This window comes from Bacteroides sp. AM10-21B, from assembly GCF_003472565.1.
In the GTDB taxonomy this organism is placed as follows: domain Bacteria; phylum Bacteroidota; class Bacteroidia; order Bacteroidales; family Bacteroidaceae; genus Bacteroides; species Bacteroides propionicigenes.
The window spans coordinates 74,529-96,173 of sequence record NZ_QRME01000005.1; the positions used below are offsets into that span (position 1 = coordinate 74,529).

Here is a 21,645-nt window from a genome sequence, read left to right on the forward strand (position 1 = left end):
GGAACTACCAACTATCCGCAACATTTTTTCTTTATTTCTTTTCTCTCAACGCTGCACTCAGAACGCTTCTTTTCGTACAATTGCTTTAATTCACAACCAGTTGCACAGTTCTCACAAGGATTACGCTTCTCCTTCACTTTACGAAAAAAAACATAAATACTCTGCCCTATACGGACAATGCACAGCAATAAAATGAGAGCTACCGCCCAATTCTGCCAATTATTCATCCAAACAGTCCTCCAATCTGATAAATAGCAAAGGACACTACCCAAGCAAGTGCAGTAGTGTACACTGCCGTAAACAAAGCCCACTTCCAACTACCCGACTCCCCCCTAATGGCTGCCAGCGTAGCAATACATGGAAAATATATCAGTACAAACACCATATAGCCAAAAGCTACCAAGGGCGTAATTGGAATACGTTCACCCAAACTCACAGCATCGGCTTCGGCATCATCAGCATATAGTACTCCAAGCGTACTTACCACCAATTCTTTAGCGCCTACTCCGGAGAGAATGCCGATACCCAACTTCCAGTCAAAGCCCAACGGTTCTATCACAGGCTCTACAGCCTTACCTATCCTACCAATATAAGAATTTTCCTGTTGTTCCGCCACATCTTGATACATGTCATGGTTAGGATAATACCCCAATGCCCATATTACAACGGAAGCTATCATAATGATACCACCCATTTTACGCAAATACTGCGCGCCTTTTTCCCATGTATGACGGAAAATGGATTTAGATGTCGGTATACGGTAAGGGGGAAGTTCCATTACAAACGGCGTATCGTCTCCTTTCACCAGAAAACGACAAAAAAGACGTGCCATAACTACTGCCAACAAGATTCCGATAACATAGATTGCTAACAATACCAAACTGGCATTGTTCGGAAAAAACGCCCCCACCAACAACAAATAGATAGGCAAACGCGCACTACATGACATCAACGGATTGATAAGCATGGTTACCAACCGGCTTTTACGATTTTCAATAGTACGTGAAGCCATAATAGCCGGCACATTACAACCGAATCCCATAATCAGAGGAATAAAGGATTTACCATGCAACCCCATTTTATGCATTATCTTATCCATAATGAAAGCTGCACGTGCCATATATCCGGAATCCTCCATTAACGATATGAAAAAATATAAAATCAATATATTAGGCAGAAAAACAATCACCCCGCCTACACCACCGATAATGCCATCGACCAGCAAATCTTTCAACGGACCTTCGGACATATTATTACGTACCAAATCGCCCAATACTCCTACCAACCATTCAATACCTTGCATCGGATAGTCTCCCAGTATGAATGTTCCTTCAAACATCAGATACAAGAACAGAAAAAAGATAGGATATCCCCATACACGATGTGTCACAATAGAGTCTATCACGCGTGTCGTACGTGCCGTATCTTCATGGTTGTCCACATAAGTTTCGCGAAGCGCACCCGAAATAAAACCATATTTGGCATCCGTAATAGCTTGTTCACTATCCTCGTTTATTACATTGCGCAAGCGTTGCTCCTCACGGTTGCGAACTTCAATAACATCCTTTCCATTAGGAAATTCCTGTACTGTATTCTCCAAATCATCATCATTTTCCAGCAGCTTGATGGCCAAAAAACGGGTAGAGTATTTATACCGTATATTCTCGTTGACACTGATAATGCGCTTCACTTCTTCAATACTCCGCTCCAGTTCCGGTCCATGATTGATGTGAATATGGCGATAAAAGCCCACAGGATGCTCTTTTTCCTCTTTATGAGTGCCAAAGTCATGGTCGGGCACATATTCCTTATGCCAGTTGCGTAAATCATTCAAGATTTCAGTACGTACCTTACCTTTTTTATCCAAAAAGTCACCGCCTTCATAAATATCAATAATAACATGGAAAAGCTGTTCAATTCCTTTTCCGGTACGGCTGATAGTAGGCAGCATCGGCACACCGAATAACTGGCCAAGTTTTACATAATCCAACGTATTTCCGCTCGCTTCCAGTTCATCATACATATTAAGCGCAATAACCATACGCACATTCATGTCAATCAGCTGGGTGGTGAGATACAGATTACGTTCCAGATTAGAAGAGTCCACTACATTGATAATGATGTCCGGAGTTTCGTTGATGATGTGGTGACGGACATAAATTTCTTCAGGAGAATAAGCAGAAAGCGAATAAGTACCCGGCAAGTCCACGATGCGAAAATGATAGCCCTGAAAATCGAAATAGCCTTCTTTGGCATCTACAGTTACACCACTGTAATTTCCCACATGCTCATGTGAACCCGAAGCAATATTGAAAAGAGATGTTTTACCGCAATTAGGATTTCCTACCAAGGCAACATTAATGGTACGACGTTTCCCCAAAGCAATGCGTTTCAGTTCTTCTTCACCCAAACACATATCTTCACTTAATCCTTTATGATAATCGAGCTGCACAGACTCCCGGTGCATTTCCTTTTCACCGACAATTTCAATCATATCAGCTTCTTGACGCCGCAAAGAGATCTCATACCCCATTACCTTATATTTAATAGGATCTTTCAGAGGAGCATTTAACAGTACCTCTACGGTCTTCCCCTTGATAAAGCCCATTTCTACAATTCGCTTACGGAAACCGCCGTGCCCCAGTACCTTAACGATTACACCTTTTTCACCGGTTTTCAATTCGGACAAACGCATAGTCTTCTGCCTTTCATTATTTTTGTCGCAAAGATAAAAGATAAGTTCATATCGCACAAATAATTTAGAATGTTTTTAAATAAGAGAGGTTAAGGAAACAAACGTCGGGCAACGTTTTCACGCAGAAATGACAGAAATCAAGAAGAAATATGTATATTTGCCCTATGGAAAAAGAAAAAGTAGCACAATATATTAACCAAAAGCAACTCTTTGTGCCAACAGACAAAGTACTCGTTGCCTTGAGTGGCGGTGCAGACTCCGTTGCTCTATTGTGCTTACTGAAAGATTTAGGCTATGATTGCGAAGCAGCGCACTGTAATTTCCACCTTCGCGGTGAAGAATCTGACAGGGATGAAGCATTTGTCCGCCAACTATGCGCAAAGCAGCAAATACGACTACACACCATCCATTTCGATACTATACGTACAGCCGAAGAACGGCACATCTCCATTGAAATGGCAGCTCGGGAATTGCGTTATGAATGGTTTGAAAAAATACGACAGGAAAGCAATGCCGACATCATTGCCGTAGCCCATCATCAGGACGATAGCGTAGAAACCCTTCTATTAAATTTAATCCGCGGTACAGGAATCAACGGATTACGGGGAATACGCCCCAAGAATGGGTACATCGTACGCCCTCTGCTCTGTTTGGACCGTAAAGAAATCACTAACTACCTGAACCGCATAGGACAAGATTACGTGATAGACAGCACCAATCTGCAAGACGAATATACCCGTAACAAAATACGCCTGAACTTACTTCCTATGATGCAGGATATCAACCCTTCCGTCAAAGAAAGTATTCTCAATACCGCTGAACATCTGAACGAAGCATCTGTCATATACCAACGGGGCATAGATGAAGGAATAAAACGGGTGCAAACCCCCAAAGGCATACTTATTGATGCCCTGATGCAAGAACCTGCTCCTGAAACATTATTGTTTGAAATTTTACACCCGCTTGGTTTCAATGCAGCCCAAGTCAAAGACATATACCGAACCTTAAACGGACAGTCGGGAAAAGCCTTTTCATCAAAACATTGGCGTGTTGTAAAAGACCGTAAATATTTGCTGATTGAAGCATATCAACAAGTAGCAGAACCCGTACTGACAATGAAAGAATATGCCTTTACCCCCGATTTTATTATCCCTCGTGATAAGGGAACCGCCTGCTTCGATGCAGACAAGCTTCTACATCCTCTATCTCTGCGACTCTGGCAACAAGGAGATTCTTTTATCCCATTCGGCATGAAAGGCAGAAAGAAAGTAAGCGATTACATGACCGACCGAAAATTTTCCCTTTTACGCAAAGAGCAACAATGGGTATTGTGTTGTGGCAAAGAAATCATTTGGCTGGTAGGCGAAAGAACAGACAACCGTTTCCGCATCGACTCCTCCACACGCCGCATACTCACAATCCATCTTCTCTCCCCCCTGTCATAAAATGACCCTGTTTTCCTTCTGTCTTTTAAAGCAATCGGCAAGTAAAACAGCAAATGGCGTATCAAAGGTACGGGCTTTCTGCGGACACCCCTTTACACAAGCACAACAACGGATGCACTTTTCTATATCAGTACTGCACTCATCACCTTTCCCAATAGCTCCTGCGGGACAATGTGTCGCACAATATCCACAGTGATTGCAAAGTTCCACATCAACTGCCGGAATACGAGGCATGGGCACACCACTTTTACGTAGCTTCACCACTTTTCGCAAAAAGCGGAATAACGGGAAAAATGCCTGATGAGGACGTTGAATACGATTAACATCAACAGTATACAACCTATCCATACCAGCGGCAGTTTCAATCTTAGTACGTATTTTTGCACCAAAATTTTCTGCAAACCGCAAATCATCTGCATCCGGCCGACCTACAGCTATAGGATTCTTATCTGTACTATATGAATGTTCTCCTACAAATGTAGCCCCTGCAATCACTTTAAAACCTCTTTCCGATATAAAAGCGTCCAGTTCTGCCAATGCTTTTTCATAAGCACGGTTTCCATAAACCACAGCCAGCACCACCGGAGCACCAGAAGTATGGATACACTTCATCCGCTCCAATGCCAGAGGTGCGACTTTTCCTCCATACACAGGAACTGTAACCACCACTAATGTAGTTTCGGGAATTTCCAACTTTTCAGCCGGATGCAAAGTCAAATCCGTTTTTGTGATTTCCGAAAGACCTGTACCGCGAACAATTGCCTCACCCACTTGTTTAGAAGTGCGGGTAGGTGAAAAAGTAATCAAATGAACTGCATATATATTCATAAATCTATTTCTTGATGATAATGAAGCAAAGATAAACTTTTAAAATTAAAAAAAAGACGATTTATTTATGAAACCAAAAATAATTATTACCTTTGCACCGTTGAAACATTCTGTCACTCTTTACTGAGGTAAGGTTTGTTAGTCAGATTTCCGGTTCAATAATAAATATCCCTATTAAATCATAATTTACAAGGTAGACTTACCAAATAAGTAAAAACCATTCACACATATACTGTATGTATAATATTATTCAATTAAACGACAAGAATTTGTCGGAATTGCAAGCTATTGCCCAAGAGTTGGGTATCAAAAAAACTGATTCTCTCAAAAAAGAAGAGCTCGTTTATAAAATACTTGACGAGCAAGCTATTGCAGGAGCAACCAAGAAAGTAGCAGCCGACAAATTAAAAGAAGAGCGTAAGGGAGACAAACAAAAACGTTCTCGCGTAACGGTCAAGAAAGAAGGAGCCGACAAGGTGTTCACAACCAACAAAAATGGAGACCTTACAAAAGGAAAAAACGAAGAAACGCCGGTCTCACAAGCTGCTGTACAAGCTGCAGAAGCCGCAAAAGAACCGGTTGCTGCTGCTCCTGTAGCAGAAGCTGAAACTCCCAAACGCAAACCGGGACGTCCTCGTAAAATAAAACAAGAAGCAGTTCCAGCTACCGAAGCGTCCAAGACGCCTAAAACCGTTCAGACAGAAGCTAAAGCAGAAATCACAGAGCCCCAAAAGGCAGAACTCAAAAAAGTTGCTGCAATCCCCCAACCCCAACCCACACCGGATGAAAGTCCTATCTTATCGGAAGTAGAAGACGATTTTATCCCTATAGAGGACCTGCCTACGGAAAAAATAGAATTACCATCAGAACTCATCGGAAAATTTGAAGCTACTAAAGCAGAAACTCCCGTTCCTGCTGCAGAACAACCGCAACAACAGCGTCCCCGTCTCCGTCCCCGCGAAAGCAATACTCCATATAACAATAATCGTAACAACAATAACAGTCAACGTCCTGCACAGCAGCAACAGCGTCCCACCCAGCAACAAAACAATAATGAAAATAATGTTGCTCCCGAACGCAAACCTGCAATAGAACGTGAAAAGGCATACGAATTCGACGATATACTTACCGGAACCGGTGTATTGGAAATCATGCAAGACGGCTATGGTTTTCTGCGTTCATCCGATTACAATTACCTTTCTTCTCCCGACGATATCTACGTTTCACAATCACAAATCAAGTTATTCGGCTTAAAGACCGGTGATGTTGTGGAAGGCGTTATCCGTCCCCCCAAGGAAGGTGAGAAATACTTCCCGCTGGTAAAGGTATCCAAAATTAACGGGCGTGATCCGGCTTTTGTACGCGATCGTGTACCATTTGAACATCTTACCCCACTTTTTCCTGATGAGAAATTCAAACTTTGCAAAGGAGGATATTCTGATTCCATGTCTGCTCGCGTAGTAGATCTTTTCGCTCCCATCGGCAAAGGACAACGTGCATTAATTGTAGCACAGCCCAAAACAGGTAAGACTATCTTAATGAAAGACATTGCCAATGCCATTGCAGCCAATCACCCGGAAGTTTACATGATTATGCTGTTGATTGACGAACGTCCGGAAGAAGTAACCGATATGGCACGTACTGTAAACGCAGAGGTCATCGCCTCCACTTTCGACGAACCGGCAGAACGTCACGTAAAAATCGCAGGCATTGTTTTGGAGAAAGCCAAGAGAATGGTAGAATGCGGACACGACGTTGTCATTTTCCTTGACTCAATAACCCGTTTAGCACGTGCTTATAATACTGTTTCCCCAGCCTCAGGCAAAGTACTGTCCGGTGGTGTGGATGCCAATGCACTGCACAAACCCAAACGTTTCTTCGGTGCTGCCCGCAATATTGAGGGAGGCGGTTCGTTAACTATCCTTGCAACGGCACTTATCGATACCGGTTCTAAGATGGATGAAGTAATCTTTGAAGAATTCAAGGGCACAGGTAATATGGAGTTACAGCTCGACCGTAACCTGTCCAACAAACGTATCTTCCCGGCTGTCAACATCGTTGCTTCCAGTACTCGTCGTGACGACTTGCTACAAGATAAGCAAACATTGGATCGTATGTGGATTCTCCGCAAATACCTTGCCGACATGAATCCGATAGAAGCAATGGACTTCGTAAAAGACCGTTTGGAAAAAACCAAAGACAATGATGAATTCTTAATGAGCATGAACAGCTAAGTTCTTATTAGAAACAAGAAATAGCAACAAGAAATAAAAAGAGCGGGATAATTGTATTATTCCGCTCTTTTTTAATTATTTTTGCCACACGTTATTATTTCTTTCGTGTAATGAAAAGAACAAGAAGGTGAAAACATATAGAACAAACATAATCTTAATCTTTTTATTGCTTGGGATATCCCCCTGGGCTTTTTCTGTTTCAAAAGCTACGAACAACCAGCATCTTCATCTTATCAAGGAGTTGATGGACAACAATCTGGCCTATTCCAAAGATGCAACACCAGCTGACATCATTCAATGGGAAGATGAAATCGTGGACATCTTCCGCCAAAAGAAAGATTACAAACATATGTTTCTCATGAAACAGATGGCTGTGTATGCTTATTCCTTTCGGGCTCAAATATCCGAAGCCTTGAAAAAAGCCAATGCCATGATGACCGAAGCTCGATTAATGGAATGCAACATAGGTATTTCCCTGTCTTATTTTGCGTTTGGAGACATCTACCTCAATGCCGGCATGAGATCTGAAGCCAAAGAGGAGTATGAAAAAGCAATCAAGATTTTGAAGAAAATACCCGATACGGAGAAAGTACAGGAGAAAATATTCATACAATTAATCCCTACTCTCATCAAACTCAAGCGTATGGACGAAGCCAAAGCCTATTTAGAGCGCATGAGTGAAATTTACAAGAACAGGCATCTGAATCCTTTTCTTCTTTATGCCTATCAGGCCTACTATTACCTGCGTAACAATGACTTGGATAAAGCCCGGCAATACATCAGTGAAGCTGAAAATACTAACAACCGGATGCCTTCTTCTTTCCATACCAGCATCTTGAGATATATGCAGGCTGAATATGCGCGAGAAACCGGAGATTATACAAAAGCAGCTAAAATATTTATAGAACTTGCCAGCAAATCCAACAATGTAGATGTATATAATAATTATCTAAAAATTCGAAAGAAGATAGCTTACATACATAAAGAATTAGGACAGTACAAAGAGGCTTGCGAAGCGTATCATACTATTAGGGCCACACGTGACTCTATCGATGCCCATAGTTACACTTCTCAAATAAACTTACTACATATTGTATATCAAGTAGACCGTCTTGAGTTGGACAATCAAGCACAGAGAAACCGAATATTATTTTATCTGATCATAGGCAGTATCATCATCCTGAGTATATTTGCGATCTTTGCTTTCCGCATAAAAAAGGGAAACAAACACTTGGCGGTATCCAGACAAAAGCTGGACAAAGCACAAAAAAATGCAGAGAATTCTATTCGCACCAAAAGCCTGTTCCTGTCGAATATGAGTCATGAAATACGTACTCCCTTAAACGCACTCTCCGGTTTTTCTTCCATACTGACCGATAGTAATATAGATACAGAGATACGCAAACAATGCAATGACATTATTCAGCAAAATTCAGATTTATTATTAAAGTTAATAGACGATGTAGTAGACCTATCCAGTCTGGAGAGAGGAAAAATGCAATTTCATTTCGGAATTCATGACGCCATTTTCCTTTGTCAAAACGTTATTGACACCGTAGACAAAATAAAGCAAACAGCCGCTACTGTTACGTTTCAAACTTCTTTAAAGAAGCTTGAACTATACACTGATGAAGCTCGCTTGCAACAATTGCTTATAAACTTACTCATCAATGCGACCAAGTTCACAACAGAAGGCAGCATAACTCTTACATTGGATATGCAGGACAATATGGCATTATTCTCAGTAACCGATACCGGATGCGGGATTGCTCCTGAAAAACAAGACAAAATATTTAACCGTTTTGAGAAGCTGGACGAGAATGCGCAAGGAAGTGGGTTAGGGCTGTCTATCTGCCAGCTGATTGTTGAGCACTTTGGCGGCAAAATTTGGATTGACACTGATTACAAGGATGGTTCACGGTTTGTATTTACGCACCCTATCCAACCTACCACCATCAATAATAAAGAGAAGGAAGCACAATGAGAAGATTACTATTCATACTGTTCTTTACCCTGCAAATATTTTCCGGTTGGAGCAAAGATTATACGTCATCAATTACTGACAGCTTACTGACAGTACTACCCACATTACCTCACGACATCACTCGCTTAAAAGTACTTCAACAAATAATATTATCTTCTCAAGGCACTTCTCACGCACTCAAATACGCTCAAGAGCTATACAAAGAAGCACAATTACAAAACAATAAACTGCATATGTGCGATGGTGCATATTTCCAGATTCTCTATTATTATAACAATGACGGCGAACAAGACAGCATAAGTAAATGGGTTGACTTGATAAAACCCATAGCCCAAAGTATTCAATACTGGAAAGTCTACTTCGATTCACAAAAGTTACTTATCAATACCTATATATACAATTACCAATACGAATATGCTTTTAACGAAGCATCCAAAATGTTGGAAAAAGCTCAAAGCATAAAGAGTGTGACCGGAGAAGTTTCCGCCTACCAATGCTTGGCCAACATCTACCACGAAACTAACCGCTGGAAAGATGAAGACAAAGTGCTCAAAAGGCTCTACGAGTTATTACCACAAGTTACTCATCCCGGTACACAAATTAATATTTTGAGTCAGCTTATCGCTTTCAGCAAACAAGTAAAAAACTATACCGACCTCAAAACATATTTAGACAAGACCCGAAAAGTACTGGACGATATAATACACAACAATCCGGCAGTATTAAACAGCATGTCCAGTCAATATCTGTACGTAGAAATGTATTACACCTATCTATATATAGAGACCGGCAATAAAAAACTGGCAGAAAAGCATTATGAAAAATGCTCTTCATACATTACTCCTAACACTTTCCCACCCTACTTGGTTATTTATCAGAATATGGCAATCGCATATCATCTCTCCCTCAAAGAATATGACACAGCTCTTGCCATTGCCGATAGCGCAATCCGTTTTGTACAAAAAAACAATTTCGACATATCTGATTATGCTGAAGAAACAGGCTATAAAGCCGACATCCTGAAAGCAATGGGACGGTATGCCGAAGCATTACCACTCTATGAAAAGGCTACTCAAATAGAGGACTCTTTAAGTGTCGCTGTATCCAGCCAACAATTGGAAGAAATAAAAGAATCTTATCACTTCAACCAACTAATATTGGAGCAAGGACGGTTAAAAGGATATATACAAATTATTATTTTAGCGGTAGTAGCTATCATATTAATATTATGTATCACTTACACAATACGCATTAGCCGAATACAACGAGAGCTTAAACTTTCTGAAAAAGAGACACAAGAAGCTACCCGGAAAACAGAAGAAGCCAATGAACAGAAAAGCCGCTTCCTATCCAACATGAGCCACGCTATTCGCGTACCACTTAACAGTGTAGTTGGCTTTTCACAACTCATAGCCACTGATACAGACATCAATGAGAAAAACCGTAAGGAATATTCTGATATCATACAACAAAACACAGAAAAACTGATGTTATTGGTAAACAATGTTTTGGATTTATCAAGGCTGGAAGCCGACATGATGAAATATCAGTTGACCAACTATGACGTAGTCCAACTTTGTAATGATGCCGTATGCTCCGCACAAATGCAAAATAGCAATCTGCACATTCGCTTCCAAAGTTCGGTACAAGAATATATTATACACACTGACTGCAACCGGATAATGCAAATGATAATCAGTACACTAACGGGCCCTTTAACAGTCCAAGAGCACAATGAAGTCCATTTCAGTTTAGATAAAAGTGAAGATATTTTATATTTCAAAGTAATCAACTCACCTTTAGCTGACAGAAAACATAATGGTCAGGAAAGTTCTATACGGCATGAAATCAACCGTTTGTTGCTAAAGCATTTTGGTGGTACTTATCAAGTTCTCGCTGATGCACCGGAAGGTCCGACCATTCTTTTCACCTATCCTGCTGCAAGGTTGCAATAATATTCTGCCTTTAAAAGAAGGCAGTTACAGGTATTTTTTGTACTTTTGCGCCTCAATAAGAGTAAATTGTAATTTAGTAATTGTAATAAGATAATATGTTCGATAATTTAAGCGAGAGACTTGAGAGGTCGTTTAAAATTTTGAAAGGTGAAGGTAAAATCACCGAGATTAATGTAGCGGAAACGCTGAAAGACGTGCGTAAAGCACTTCTAGATGCCGACGTAAACTATAAAGTTGCCAAGAACTTCACCGATACCGTTAAGGAAAAGGCTTTGGGACAAAACGTACTGACAGCCGTAAAACCCAGCCAATTAATGGTAAAAATCGTACACGATGAGTTAACGCAACTCATGGGTGGTGAAACAGCGGAAATCAATATAGACTCCAAACCGGCTGTTATTTTGATGTCCGGTCTGCAGGGTTCCGGTAAGACAACTTTCTCCGGAAAGTTGGCACGCATGTTGAAAACTAAAAAGAACAGGAAGCCTTTATTGGTAGCCTGCGACGTATACCGTCCCGCTGCCATCGAACAGTTACGCGTACTGGCAGAGCAGATTGAAGTACCCATGTACTCCGAACCGGACAGCAAAGACCCGATAGCCATAGCCCAAAACGCCATACAGGAAGCTAAAGAAAAAGGATATGATCTCGTAATCGTCGACACAGCCGGTCGTTTGGCGGTAGACGAAGAGATGATGAACGAAATTGCTGCAATCAAGGCTGCCATTAACCCAAACGAAATCTTGTTTGTGGTAGACTCCATGACCGGTCAGGATGCCGTAAACACCGCCAAAGAATTCAATGAGCGTTTAGACTTCAATGGTGTGGTATTGACCAAGTTGGATGGTGATACCCGCGGTGGTGCCGCTCTTTCTATCCGGTCCGTAGTAAACAAGCCTATCAAGTTTGTCGGAACCGGCGAAAAGTTGGATGCTATCGATCAGTTCCACCCTGCCCGTATGGCCGACCGCATTCTCGGTATGGGTGACATCGTATCATTAGTGGAGCGCGCACAAGAGCAATATGATGAAGAAGAAGCCAAACGTCTGCAAAAGAAGATTGCGAAGAATCAGTTCGACTTCAACGACTTCCTGAGTCAGATTGCGCAAATCAAGAAAATGGGTAATCTGAAAGAACTTGCTTCCATGATACCGGGAGTTGGCAAAGCCATCAAGGATATTGATATTGATGACAACGCTTTCAAGAGCATCGAAGCAATCATCTACTCCATGACCCCGGAAGAACGCAGCAACCCGGCAATTCTGAACGGATCACGTCGTCAACGTATCGCTAAAGGTAGCGGCACAAATATTCAAGAAGTAAACCACTTACTGAAACAGTTTGACCAGACCCGTAAAATGATGAAAATGGTGACCGGCAGCAAAATGGGCAAGATGATGCCGAAGCTGAAAAGATAAGAAAAAAGTCTCTGCACATACATCCCGCCGATTTCATATATTAAATGAAATCGGCGGGATTTTTGCTTTATTCGGTTATTTAGTCTACTTTTGCGAATAATGCTATGCAAATAATAACTAATACAACAATATTGAATATGACACTAATTGACGGAAAAGCAATTTCCGAACAAGTAAAACAGGAAATTGCAGCAGAAGTAGCTGATATAGTGGCACGCGGCGGAAAACGTCCTCACTTGGCAGCTATCCTTATAGGACACGACGGTGGCAGCGAAACCTATGTAGCCGCCAAAGTAAAAGCTTGTGAAGTATGCGGATTCAAATCCTCGCTAATTCGTTATGAGGCAGATGTAACGGAAGAAGAGTTACTGGCGAAAGTGCGCGAGCTGAATGAGGATGCAGATGTAGACGGTTTTATCGTCCAACTACCCTTACCCAAACATATCTCGGAACAGAAAGTGATCGAAACCATCGACTATCGCAAAGACGTGGACGGCTTCCATCCTATCAATGTAGGACGTATGTCCATAGGGCTGCCTTGCTACGTTTCCGCAACCCCCAACGGTATTCTCGAGCTACTGAAAAGATACAAAATAGAAACTTCCGGAAAGAAATGTGTTGTACTGGGACGCAGCAACATCGTAGGTAAACCTATGGCTGCCCTCATGATGCAAAAAGCTTACCCGGGTGACGCCACGGTAACCGTTTGTCACAGCCGCAGCAAGGATTTGGTAAAAGAGTGCCAAGAAGCCGATATTATTATCGCAGCATTGGGGCAACCCAACTTCGTAAAAGCGGAAATGGTGAAGGAAGGTGCAGTTGTTATTGACGTAGGTACTACTCGTGTACCGGACACAACCAAAAAATCCGGCTTCAAACTGACCGGTGACGTCAAGTTCGATGAGGTTGCTCCAAAATGTTCATTCATCACTCCTGTGCCCGGTGGTGTAGGTCCGATGACCATTGTCTCCTTAATGAAAAACACACTTCTGGCAGGCAAGAAAGCTATTTACCAATAACAAGGATGATGAAAGCCCTCATCACCCTTATCTCTCTACTATATAGTGTAACCCTTTCCTCGCAGGAAAGGATTACACTATTATTTGTAGGAGACTTGATGCAACATCAAGCACAAATAGATGCTGCCCGTACTTCCGGCGGGAAATATGATTACTCCTCTTATTTCTCCCTCGTAAAGAAAGAAATCTCCCGTGCCGATATTGCAATAGGCAACCTTGAAGTAACTCTCGGTGGAAAACCCTACCGAGGTTATCCCACTTTCAGTGCACCCGACGAATATCTGCAAGCTATCAAAGATGCAGGATTCGATGTTCTTCTTACCGCAAACAACCATTGTCTGGATCGTGGCAAGAAAGGACTGGAACGTACTATCGCGCAAATGGATTCTCTCTCCATACCCCATGCAGGCACTTACCGTAACAGCATGGAACGCAGGCAACACTATCCTCTTTTCATCCGGAAAAAAGGTTTTTGCATAGCTATACTCAACTACACTTACGGTACTAATGGAATCAAAGCATCTGCGCCCAACATTGTCAATTATATCAACAAAGAAACAATTCTAAAGGATATACATAGTGCTCAAGCCGTACGTCCGGACGCCATTATAGCCTGTATGCATTGGGGAGAAGAATATCAATCACTCCCTAATCACGCGCAACGCGAACTTGCTGACTGGCTGCTGGAACAAGGAGTAACCCATATTATTGGTTCACACCCACACGTAATCCAGCCTATGGAATTACGCAAGGATGGCAATCAACAACATGCTGTTGTCTATTCTTTAGGAAACTTCATCTCCAACATGAGTGCCGCAAATACGGACGGTGGCCTTATCTTTACGCTAGAACTTGAAAAATATCCTCTTCCCAATCCTATTCATCCATTGCAAAACAATTTGAGTTATTCACCGTCACTCAAGCCTTTTGTCTCTTCTTTTCCATTCTCCCGTGTCATCCGGTGTGGATATACCTTGGTGTGGACCGCTCGTCCCACTCTCACTGGAGAAAAAAATTACATTTTATATCCTTCCTACTCATCGGCTGACAACTTACCGGAATCGGCTCGTAATCGCCTGAATATCTTTATAAAAAACTCACGAAATCTCCTATTACAGCACAACACAGGAATTTATGAGAATAACAAATAGCTATTTTTAATTGAAAATATTCATCGAAATATTTGTAATATCAAAGATTATCCCTATCTTTGCACCGCATTTAAGAAATGCAACAACATGGTGACTGTAGTTCAGTTGGTTAGAGCGTCAGATTGTGGTTCTGAATGTCGAGGGTTCGAGTCCCTTCAGTCACCCCAAAAGATAAGAGGAAATTCAGAGATGATTTTCCTCTTTTTTATTGTAAATAAGGCTTTTACGGGTAGATTGACTCCACTAAAATATAATCTGAATGACACTATAATAAATTCTAAAATATTCGCATACAAAAACACGGGTATCAGGAGCTGATGCCGCCCCTATACATATAAGGATAAGAAGATACTAACCGTCAGCTATCCATAAAGAAACATACACACTCCTGTTTTCAAACACCCACTTCTTAGGAGAAAAGCTTGCTCATATAGGAAATAAGCCGTATCTTTACGCTCAAGATGAACATCTTTAGGTTAAAGACCGCCATCTCCAGCCTAAAGATACATATCTTTAAACTGAAGATACAGTTTAAAGCATAGGTTAAGCCTCCTCGGTAAGCAAGTCTGCCTACTTCTGTCCCTATCCCATGCCACTTCTTCCTTAGCCCTATGCAGGACGGACATCAATCACCGAATTATCAACCCGTAAACAACAAGAAATATCATGGCAGAATATCAAATGCAGACCTCTAATCTTCCCAACGAAGACGGCGAAAAAATACTCTTCCCCCGCATCAAGATTTGGGGACAAGTAGACTTGGATTACCTTGCACAACACATCAACCACGCCAGCACTTTCACTCCCGGCGACATCGTCGGACTGGTAAAATCACTCACCCAAGCCATAGCCCGTGAAATGGGGCAAGGGCACTCGGTGAAAGTGGACGGACTGGGTGTATTCACTCCCTCATTAGGGCTGCGCGAAGGCTTTGAACGGGAAAGCGCCGAACAAGGCGGACAAAAACGCAACGTAAGAAGTATCTGTGTGGACAACATCAACTTCCGTGCAGACAAGGATTTTATCTACGAGACAGGACGGAGTTGCATACTGGACCGCTCTAAATGGAAGTTCCGGCACTCTTCCTCACGCTACACCGCCGAACAACGGCTGAAACTGGCGCAGGACTATTTAGAGTCACATCCGTTACTGAAAGTAGGTGATTACTGCGAACTGACAGGACTACTGCGCAACGCCGCTGCACAAGAGCTGAAACAGTGGAGCGAAATGCCTGAAAGCGGAATCGGCCATACTGGCAGAGGGTCACACAAGATATATATCAAGCGAACAACAGACTAACCTATTCTTCCACCTGCATCGCCACAATCTCCTGCAACGCCACCACAGCCTCTTCCACGGTAGTGACATCCTTCACCACCATACTCCGCTTGTTATTCTGCTCCCGCAGGTCGCAACGGCGGGTGTATTTCATCATGTAGGCAATGACTTTGCCGAAAGCCCGGCTCTGATAGTAAGGGCTGTCCGGATTGGAGACAAAGAACAGCGTCATACGACCACCTTTGAGGAACACCTTCTCCGTTCCCAGACGTGCCGCAAGACGGCGTAGGGGAACGATACGGAGCAACTCTTCCGTTTCGGGGGGAATAGGTCCGAAACGGTCTTCGAGGCGGGCGCGGAAGGCGTCTACATCCTTGTCCAGCGTCAAACCGTCCAGTTCGCGATAGAGCAACATACGCTCACTGCTACCGGTGACGTAAGTGGCGGGCAGCAACAATTCAAGATCGCTCTCTACCTGGCACTCGTCTACAAATTGCTCGCCGCTGATAGTGCCGTCGCCTTTCAGTTCGTCGGCATAGAGATCGGCAAACTCGTCGGTCTTCAGCTCATGTACGGCTTCGGACAATATCTTCTGATAAGTTTCGTAACCCAAGTCGGCAATGAAGCCGCTTTGCTCTGCGCCAAGCATATTGCCCGCACCGCGAATGTCGAGGTCCTGCATGGCGATGTGGATGCCGCTGCCTAAGTCGGAGAAGTTCTCGATGGCCTGCAAGCGGCGTTTGGCTTCCGGCGTAAGCGAGGACAAGGGAGGAGCCAGCAAGTAGCAGAAGGCCTTTTTATTGCTGCGCCCCACACGACCGCGCATCTGGTGCAGGTCGCTCAAGCCGAAATTCTGCGCCTGATTGATGATGATGGTATTGGCATTCGGTATGTCGATGCCGCTCTCAATAATGGTAGTGGCGAGCAATACGTCATAATCATAATTGACAAAGTCGAAAATAATCTTTTCCAGTTCGGCAGGTTCCATTTGCCCGTGACCGATGCATACACGGCAATCGGGGATGTTGCGCTCTATCATCGCTTTCAGTTCAGAGAGATTGGAAATGCGGTTGTTTACAAAGAACACCTGTCCGTTGCGACTCATTTCGAAGTTGATGGCATCGGTGATAATCTCATCGCTGAACGTATGCACTTCCGTCTGAATGGGATAACGGTTGGGCGGCGGCGTCTGGATGACGCTCAAATCGCGCGCACCCATCAGGGAGAACTGCAAGGTGCGGGGAATGGGTGTGGCGGTCATGGTCAGGGTATCCACGTTCACTTTCAGTTGGCGGAGCTTCTCCTTGACGGAGACACCGAACTTCTGTTCTTCGTCGATAATCAGCAAGCCGAGGTCTTTGAACTTAACGTCTTTACCCAGAATGCGGTGGGTTCCTATAAGGACATTCACCTCACCGTCCGCAAGACCCTTGATAACGGCTTTGACCTGTGCCGCCGTCCGGGCACGGCTCAGATATTCCACACGGCAAGGCAGGCCTTTCAGACGTTCCTTAAAAGTCTGGAAATGCTGATAGGCAAGAACGGTGGTGGGAACGAGGACGGCAACCTGTTTATTGTCCGCCACCGCCTTGAAAGCGGCACGCACGGCAACCTCGGTCTTGCCGAAGCCTACGTCGCCGCATACCAGCCTATCCATGGGGCGGGCGCTTTCCATATCCGCCTTTACGTCGGCGGTTGCCTTGCTTTGGTCGGGGGTATCCTCGTAAATGAAAGACGCTTCCAGTTCCCGTTGCAGAAAACTGTCGGGGCTGTATTGAAAGCCCTTCTCCTCGCGCCGTTGCGAATAGAGCTTTATCAGGTCGCGGGCTATATCCTTAATCTTGGTCTTGGTACGGTCTTTCAATTTCTCCCATGCACCGGTACCCAGCTTGTTGAGGCGGGGGGCTTCACCGTCTTTGCCTTTGTACTTGGAAACCTTATGCAAAGAATGGATGGAGACAAAGACCACATCGTCATTCTGATAGACCAGACGCATCACTTCTTGCGTCGTATCTCCGTTAGGAATACGCACCAGTCCCGTGAAACGTCCCACGCCGTGGTCGGTATGCACCACGTAATCTCCGGGAGTAAACTGGTTCAACTCCTTCAGGCTCAAAGCCACCTTGCCGCTACGGGCTTTATCGCTTTTCAGGTTGTATTTGTGAAAACGGTCGAACAGCTGGTGGTCGGTAAAGATGCAGAGACGCAAAGTATCATCGGCAAAACCCTCATGCAAGGTACGCTCAACGGAGGTAAAGGATATATCATCTCCCCGGTCTTCAAAGATAGCACGGATACGGTCGGTTTGTTTCAGGCTGTCACTGCATATATAGAGGGTGTAGTTGCGGGAAAGATAGTCGTGGAAACTTTCCGCCACCAAGTCGAAATTCTTATGGAAGATAGGTTGTGCGGCGGTACTGAATGACACTGTCGCATCCGGTGTTCCTGTAGGCTTCGCGCCGAATTCCATACGGCGGAAATCGAGTGCACGCAAGGTAAATTCTCCCCCGTCAATCAACTTTCCTTCCAGAGAGATTGCACCGTTTTCTTCGGCCTCGCGGGCGGCAATGGCAGCAGCGGTCAGCGATTCATCGTGAACGGTCTGAATGCGCTCACGCAACCAGAGGAAATCACGCATCGCCAGCAAGGTGTCCGGCCGAAGGAAATCCAAGAAAGATACCATTCCGCCATTGCCGCCCTGCTCCAAGCTACGGCTCAAATCGGGGACTATGACAATATCTTCTTTCTTCTCTTTGGAAAGCTGGCTCTCCACCTCAAAAGTACGGATGCTCTCCACTTCATCTCCAAAGAAGTCTATACGGAAAGGAAATTCGGAAGAAAAGGAAAATACATCGATAATGCTGCCGCGCACGGCATATTGCCCCGGCTCGTACACATAATCCACGTACTCGAAACCGTAACTGCGCAGCACCTCCGTAACAAAGTTCATATCCACCTTTTCGCCCGTATAGAGTTTCAAGGTTTTATCTCCCAGTTCCTTACGGGAAACAACCTTTTCTGCCAGCGCATCCGGATAGGTAACTACACAAAGCCCTTCCTCGCCTTTCTGCAGGCGGCTCAGCACTTCCGTACGGAGAATCTCGTTAGCGGCATCTTTCTGCCCGTATTTTATGGCACGGCGGAAGGAGGAGGGGAAGAACAACACCTGTTCGGTTCCCAAAATCTGTGTCAGGTCGTGATAGAAATATCCGGCTTCTTCCAAATCGCCAAGGATAAAAACAAACGGACATTCCGCCCGCTGTACCAGCACGGACGAAAACAGCGAAGCGGCAGAAGCGCACAAGCCGCTACAATAAAGATGACGGACGGAATTGTCCTTTAGCAGCCTGCACACACCCTCTACATTGAGATGGGCGGCATATAATTGTTGCAGTTCGGTAATAATCATTGTTACGGTGAATTTCCGTTGCAAAAATACATAAATAATCCTTAGTTTTGTCTGTAAGTAATAGAAAAGCACTACATTTGTTCCCATTAACAAGCCCCATATATTTTCAATGAATATGCAGACATCAGACAGTATTGTCATCATCCCCACCTACAACGAACGGGAAAACATCGAGAATATCATCCGTGCCGTTTTTGCCTTGGAGCACGGATTCCACATACTTATCATCGAAGACGGCTCACCCGACGGCACAGCCGCTATCGTAAAAGACTTGCAGCAGGAGTTTTCCGACCGCCTGTTTATGGTGGAACGCAAAGGAAAGCTGGGTTTGGGCACGGCCTACATAGCCGGATTCAAATGGGCGTTGCAACGCGACTATGAATATATATTCGAAATGGATGCCGATTTCAGCCACAACCCCAAAGACCTACCCCGCCTCTACCGGGCTTGTGCCGAAGAAGGGGCGGATGTGGCTATCGGCTCACGCTACGTCAGCGGCGTGAATGTGGTGAACTGGCCTATGGGACGTGTACTGATGTCTTATTTCGCCTCCAAATATGTACGTATCATTACGGGGCTGCCCATCCACGATACCACTGCCGGCTTTGTGTGCTACCGCCGCAGGGTATTGCAGACCATCAATCTGGACGGCATCCGCTTTAAAGGCTATGCTTTCCAGATAGAAATGAAGTTCACCGCTTATAAATGCGGGGCGAATGTGAAGGAAGTAGCGGTTATCTTCATCAACCGCGAACTGGGAACATCCAAGATGAACAGCAGCATTTTCGGAGAAGCCGTGTTCGGAGTTATCCGGCTGAAGTGGAATAGCTGGTTTCATAAATATCCAAACTTAAAAAACTAAAGATATGAAAAGGACGCTGATACACAACGCTACGATTGTCAACGAAGGACAGTCCATCCAAGGTTCGGTCGTTATAGAAAACGGACGCATCGCCGAAGTTCTCACCAACTGGAAACCTCTCTCCGCTCCTTGTGAAGAAGTGATTGACGCAACAGGCTGCTACCTGTTGCCCGGCATCATTGACGACCACGTGCATTTCCGCGACCCGGGCCTTACCCATAAAGCGGATATCCTGACGGAAAGCCGCGCGGCAGCCGCCGGCGGTGTGACATCCATTATGGATATGCCCAACACCAATCCGCTGACTGTAACACTGGATGCCCTGAATGCCAAGTTCGACTTGCTGAATGAAAAATGTATCGTCAACCACTCCTGCTACTTCGGTGCAACCAACAATAACTATACGGAATTTGACAAGCTGGACAAACATCGTGTTTGCGGCATCAAGCTGTTTATGGGTTCCAGCACCGGCAATATGCTGGTAGACAAGATGAATAGTCTGCTGAAAATATTCAATGGTACGGATATGCTGATTGCCGCCCATTGCGAAGATCAGGAAATAATAAAAGCCAACATCGAGAAATACAAGACAAAATATCAAGGAGCGGACGAGATTCCCGTCAACGCCCACCCCGGCATCCGCTCCGTTCAGGCTTGTTATACGTCTTCCGATTTGGCTATCCGTCTGGCAAGGATTGCAGGAGCACGCCTGCATATTCTGCACGTGTCCACCGCCAAAGAACTGCGACTATTCAGTGATGAGCCTTTGGAAGACAAGAATATCACATCCGAAGCCTGTGTAGCACATTTACTTTTTTCACTATCTCACTACAACAGTCTGGGCGCACGCATCAAGTGTAATCCTGCCGTCAAACGAAAAGCGGACAGGGAAGCTCTGCGGACGGCTGTCAATTCCGGATTGATTGATGTGATAGCTACCGACCATGCCCCTCACCTGCTGAGTGAAAAAGAGGGAGGCGCACTGAAAGCGATGTCCGGTATGCCCATGATACAGTTTTCTCTCGTCAGTATGCTCGGACTGGTGGACGAAGGGGTTTTCTCATTGGAAACGATTGTCCAAAAAATGTGTCATGCCCCTGCCCGAATATACGGTATCTGTCAACGTGGATATATCCGCGAAGGCTATCAGGCAGACTTAGTGCTGGTACGTCCAAACTCTCCTTGGGAAGTTACTACGGACAAGATTTTGAGTAAATGCGGTTGGAGTCCTTTAGAAGGACATACGTTCAACTGGAAAGTGGAAAAGACATTTGCCAACGGACATCTTGTCTACAATGGCGATACGGTGGATGATTCTTATCGCGGTGAAGAACTGAGATTCGATTACCCGTCAGCCGGAGCGTAAT

At 44.3% G+C, this 21,645-nt stretch carries 14 protein-coding genes and 1 tRNA gene; 11 read left to right on the top strand and 4 right to left on the bottom strand.

Annotated features, from left to right (window positions below; all coding sequences use genetic code 11):
* Nucleotides 1–11: 11 nt before the first annotated feature.
* Together DW121_RS15835 and feoB are read right to left on the bottom strand one after the other, a co-directional pair.
* Nucleotides 12–227, bottom strand: coding sequence for a hypothetical protein (locus DW121_RS15835; protein WP_117711440.1), 216 nt, complete (start codon nucleotides 225–227; stop codon nucleotides 12–14).
* The gene (gene feoB / locus DW121_RS07780; RefSeq protein WP_118323454.1) at nucleotides 224–2,695 is read right to left on the bottom strand and encodes a ferrous iron transport protein B; all 2,472 of its coding nucleotides are present in this window, start codon (nucleotides 2,693–2,695) and stop codon (nucleotides 224–226) included. Before feoB ends, DW121_RS15835 begins: the two co-directional genes overlap by 4 nt.
* 164 nt (nucleotides 2,696–2,859) lie before the next feature.
* Here feoB and tilS point away from each other — a divergent pair, with 164 nt between their 5' ends.
* Complete coding sequence (tilS, locus tag DW121_RS07785) at nucleotides 2,860–4,140, top strand: tRNA lysidine(34) synthetase TilS (RefSeq protein ID WP_117711438.1); 1,281 nt, start codon at nucleotides 2,860–2,862, stop codon at nucleotides 4,138–4,140.
* On the opposite strand, the gene DW121_RS07790 is transcribed toward tilS, so the two are convergent.
* Nucleotides 4,135–4,968: a 4Fe-4S binding protein gene (locus DW121_RS07790; RefSeq protein ID WP_118323455.1), complete on the bottom strand. Its 834-nt coding sequence runs from the start codon at nucleotides 4,966–4,968 to the stop codon at nucleotides 4,135–4,137. The genes tilS and DW121_RS07790 overlap by 6 nt on opposite strands.
* 236 nt (nucleotides 4,969–5,204) lie before the next feature.
* On the opposite strand from DW121_RS07790, the gene rho reads away from it, so the two are divergent.
* The 8 genes from rho to DW121_RS07830 all read left to right on the top strand — a co-directional run bounded on the left by rho (nucleotide 5,205) and on the right by DW121_RS07830 (nucleotide 16,028).
* Nucleotides 5,205–7,202, top strand: coding sequence for a transcription termination factor Rho (gene rho, locus DW121_RS07795; protein ID WP_118323456.1), 1,998 nt, complete (start codon nucleotides 5,205–5,207; stop codon nucleotides 7,200–7,202).
* Between the two features lie 244 nt (nucleotides 7,203–7,446).
* The gene (locus DW121_RS07800; protein WP_118323457.1) at nucleotides 7,447–9,186 is read left to right on the top strand and encodes a sensor histidine kinase; all 1,740 of its coding nucleotides are present in this window, start codon (nucleotides 7,447–7,449) and stop codon (nucleotides 9,184–9,186) included.
* Nucleotides 9,183–11,141 carry a sensor histidine kinase gene (locus DW121_RS07805; RefSeq protein ID WP_118323458.1) on the top strand — a complete coding sequence of 653 codons (1,959 nt, stop codon included), beginning with the start codon at nucleotides 9,183–9,185 and terminating at the stop codon, nucleotides 11,139–11,141. The genes DW121_RS07800 and DW121_RS07805 overlap by 4 nt, the downstream gene beginning before the upstream one ends.
* A gap of 95 nt (nucleotides 11,142–11,236) precedes the next feature.
* Complete coding sequence (gene ffh, locus DW121_RS07810; RefSeq protein ID WP_118323459.1) at nucleotides 11,237–12,559, top strand: signal recognition particle protein; 1,323 nt, start codon at nucleotides 11,237–11,239, stop codon at nucleotides 12,557–12,559.
* Between the two features lie 137 nt (nucleotides 12,560–12,696).
* Nucleotides 12,697–13,578, top strand: a complete 882-nt coding sequence (gene folD, locus DW121_RS07815; protein ID WP_117711481.1) for a bifunctional methylenetetrahydrofolate dehydrogenase/methenyltetrahydrofolate cyclohydrolase FolD — start codon at nucleotides 12,697–12,699, stop codon at nucleotides 13,576–13,578.
* Between the two features lie 8 nt (nucleotides 13,579–13,586).
* Nucleotides 13,587–14,729 (top strand): CapA family protein, encoded by a 1,143-nt coding sequence (locus DW121_RS07820; RefSeq protein WP_187120019.1) that lies wholly within the window; start codon nucleotides 13,587–13,589, stop codon nucleotides 14,727–14,729.
* A 90-nt stretch (nucleotides 14,730–14,819) separates the two neighbouring features.
* Nucleotides 14,820–14,896: transfer RNA gene (locus tag DW121_RS07825), tRNA-His, on the top strand.
* Nucleotides 14,897–15,395: 499 nt separating this feature from the next.
* The gene (locus tag DW121_RS07830; RefSeq protein ID WP_118323461.1) at nucleotides 15,396–16,028 is read left to right on the top strand and encodes an HU family DNA-binding protein; all 633 of its coding nucleotides are present in this window, start codon (nucleotides 15,396–15,398) and stop codon (nucleotides 16,026–16,028) included.
* Between the two features lies 1 nt (nucleotide 16,029).
* Here the strand turns inward: DW121_RS07830 and mfd are convergent, their stop codons facing one another.
* Nucleotides 16,030–19,416, bottom strand: a complete 3,387-nt coding sequence (gene mfd, locus DW121_RS07835) for a transcription-repair coupling factor (protein ID WP_118323462.1) — start codon at nucleotides 19,414–19,416, stop codon at nucleotides 16,030–16,032.
* A gap of 109 nt (nucleotides 19,417–19,525) precedes the next feature.
* Between mfd and DW121_RS07840 the strand changes: the two genes are divergently transcribed.
* Both DW121_RS07840 and DW121_RS07845 read left to right on the top strand, forming a co-directional pair.
* Entirely contained in the window at nucleotides 19,526–20,278 is a 753-nt protein-coding gene (locus DW121_RS07840; RefSeq protein ID WP_118323463.1) for a polyprenol monophosphomannose synthase, read from the top strand.
* Nucleotides 20,279–20,282: 4 nt separating this feature from the next.
* Nucleotides 20,283–21,644, top strand: coding sequence for a dihydroorotase (locus DW121_RS07845; RefSeq protein WP_118323464.1), 1,362 nt, complete (start codon nucleotides 20,283–20,285; stop codon nucleotides 21,642–21,644).
* Nucleotide 21,645 lies beyond the last annotated feature (1 nt).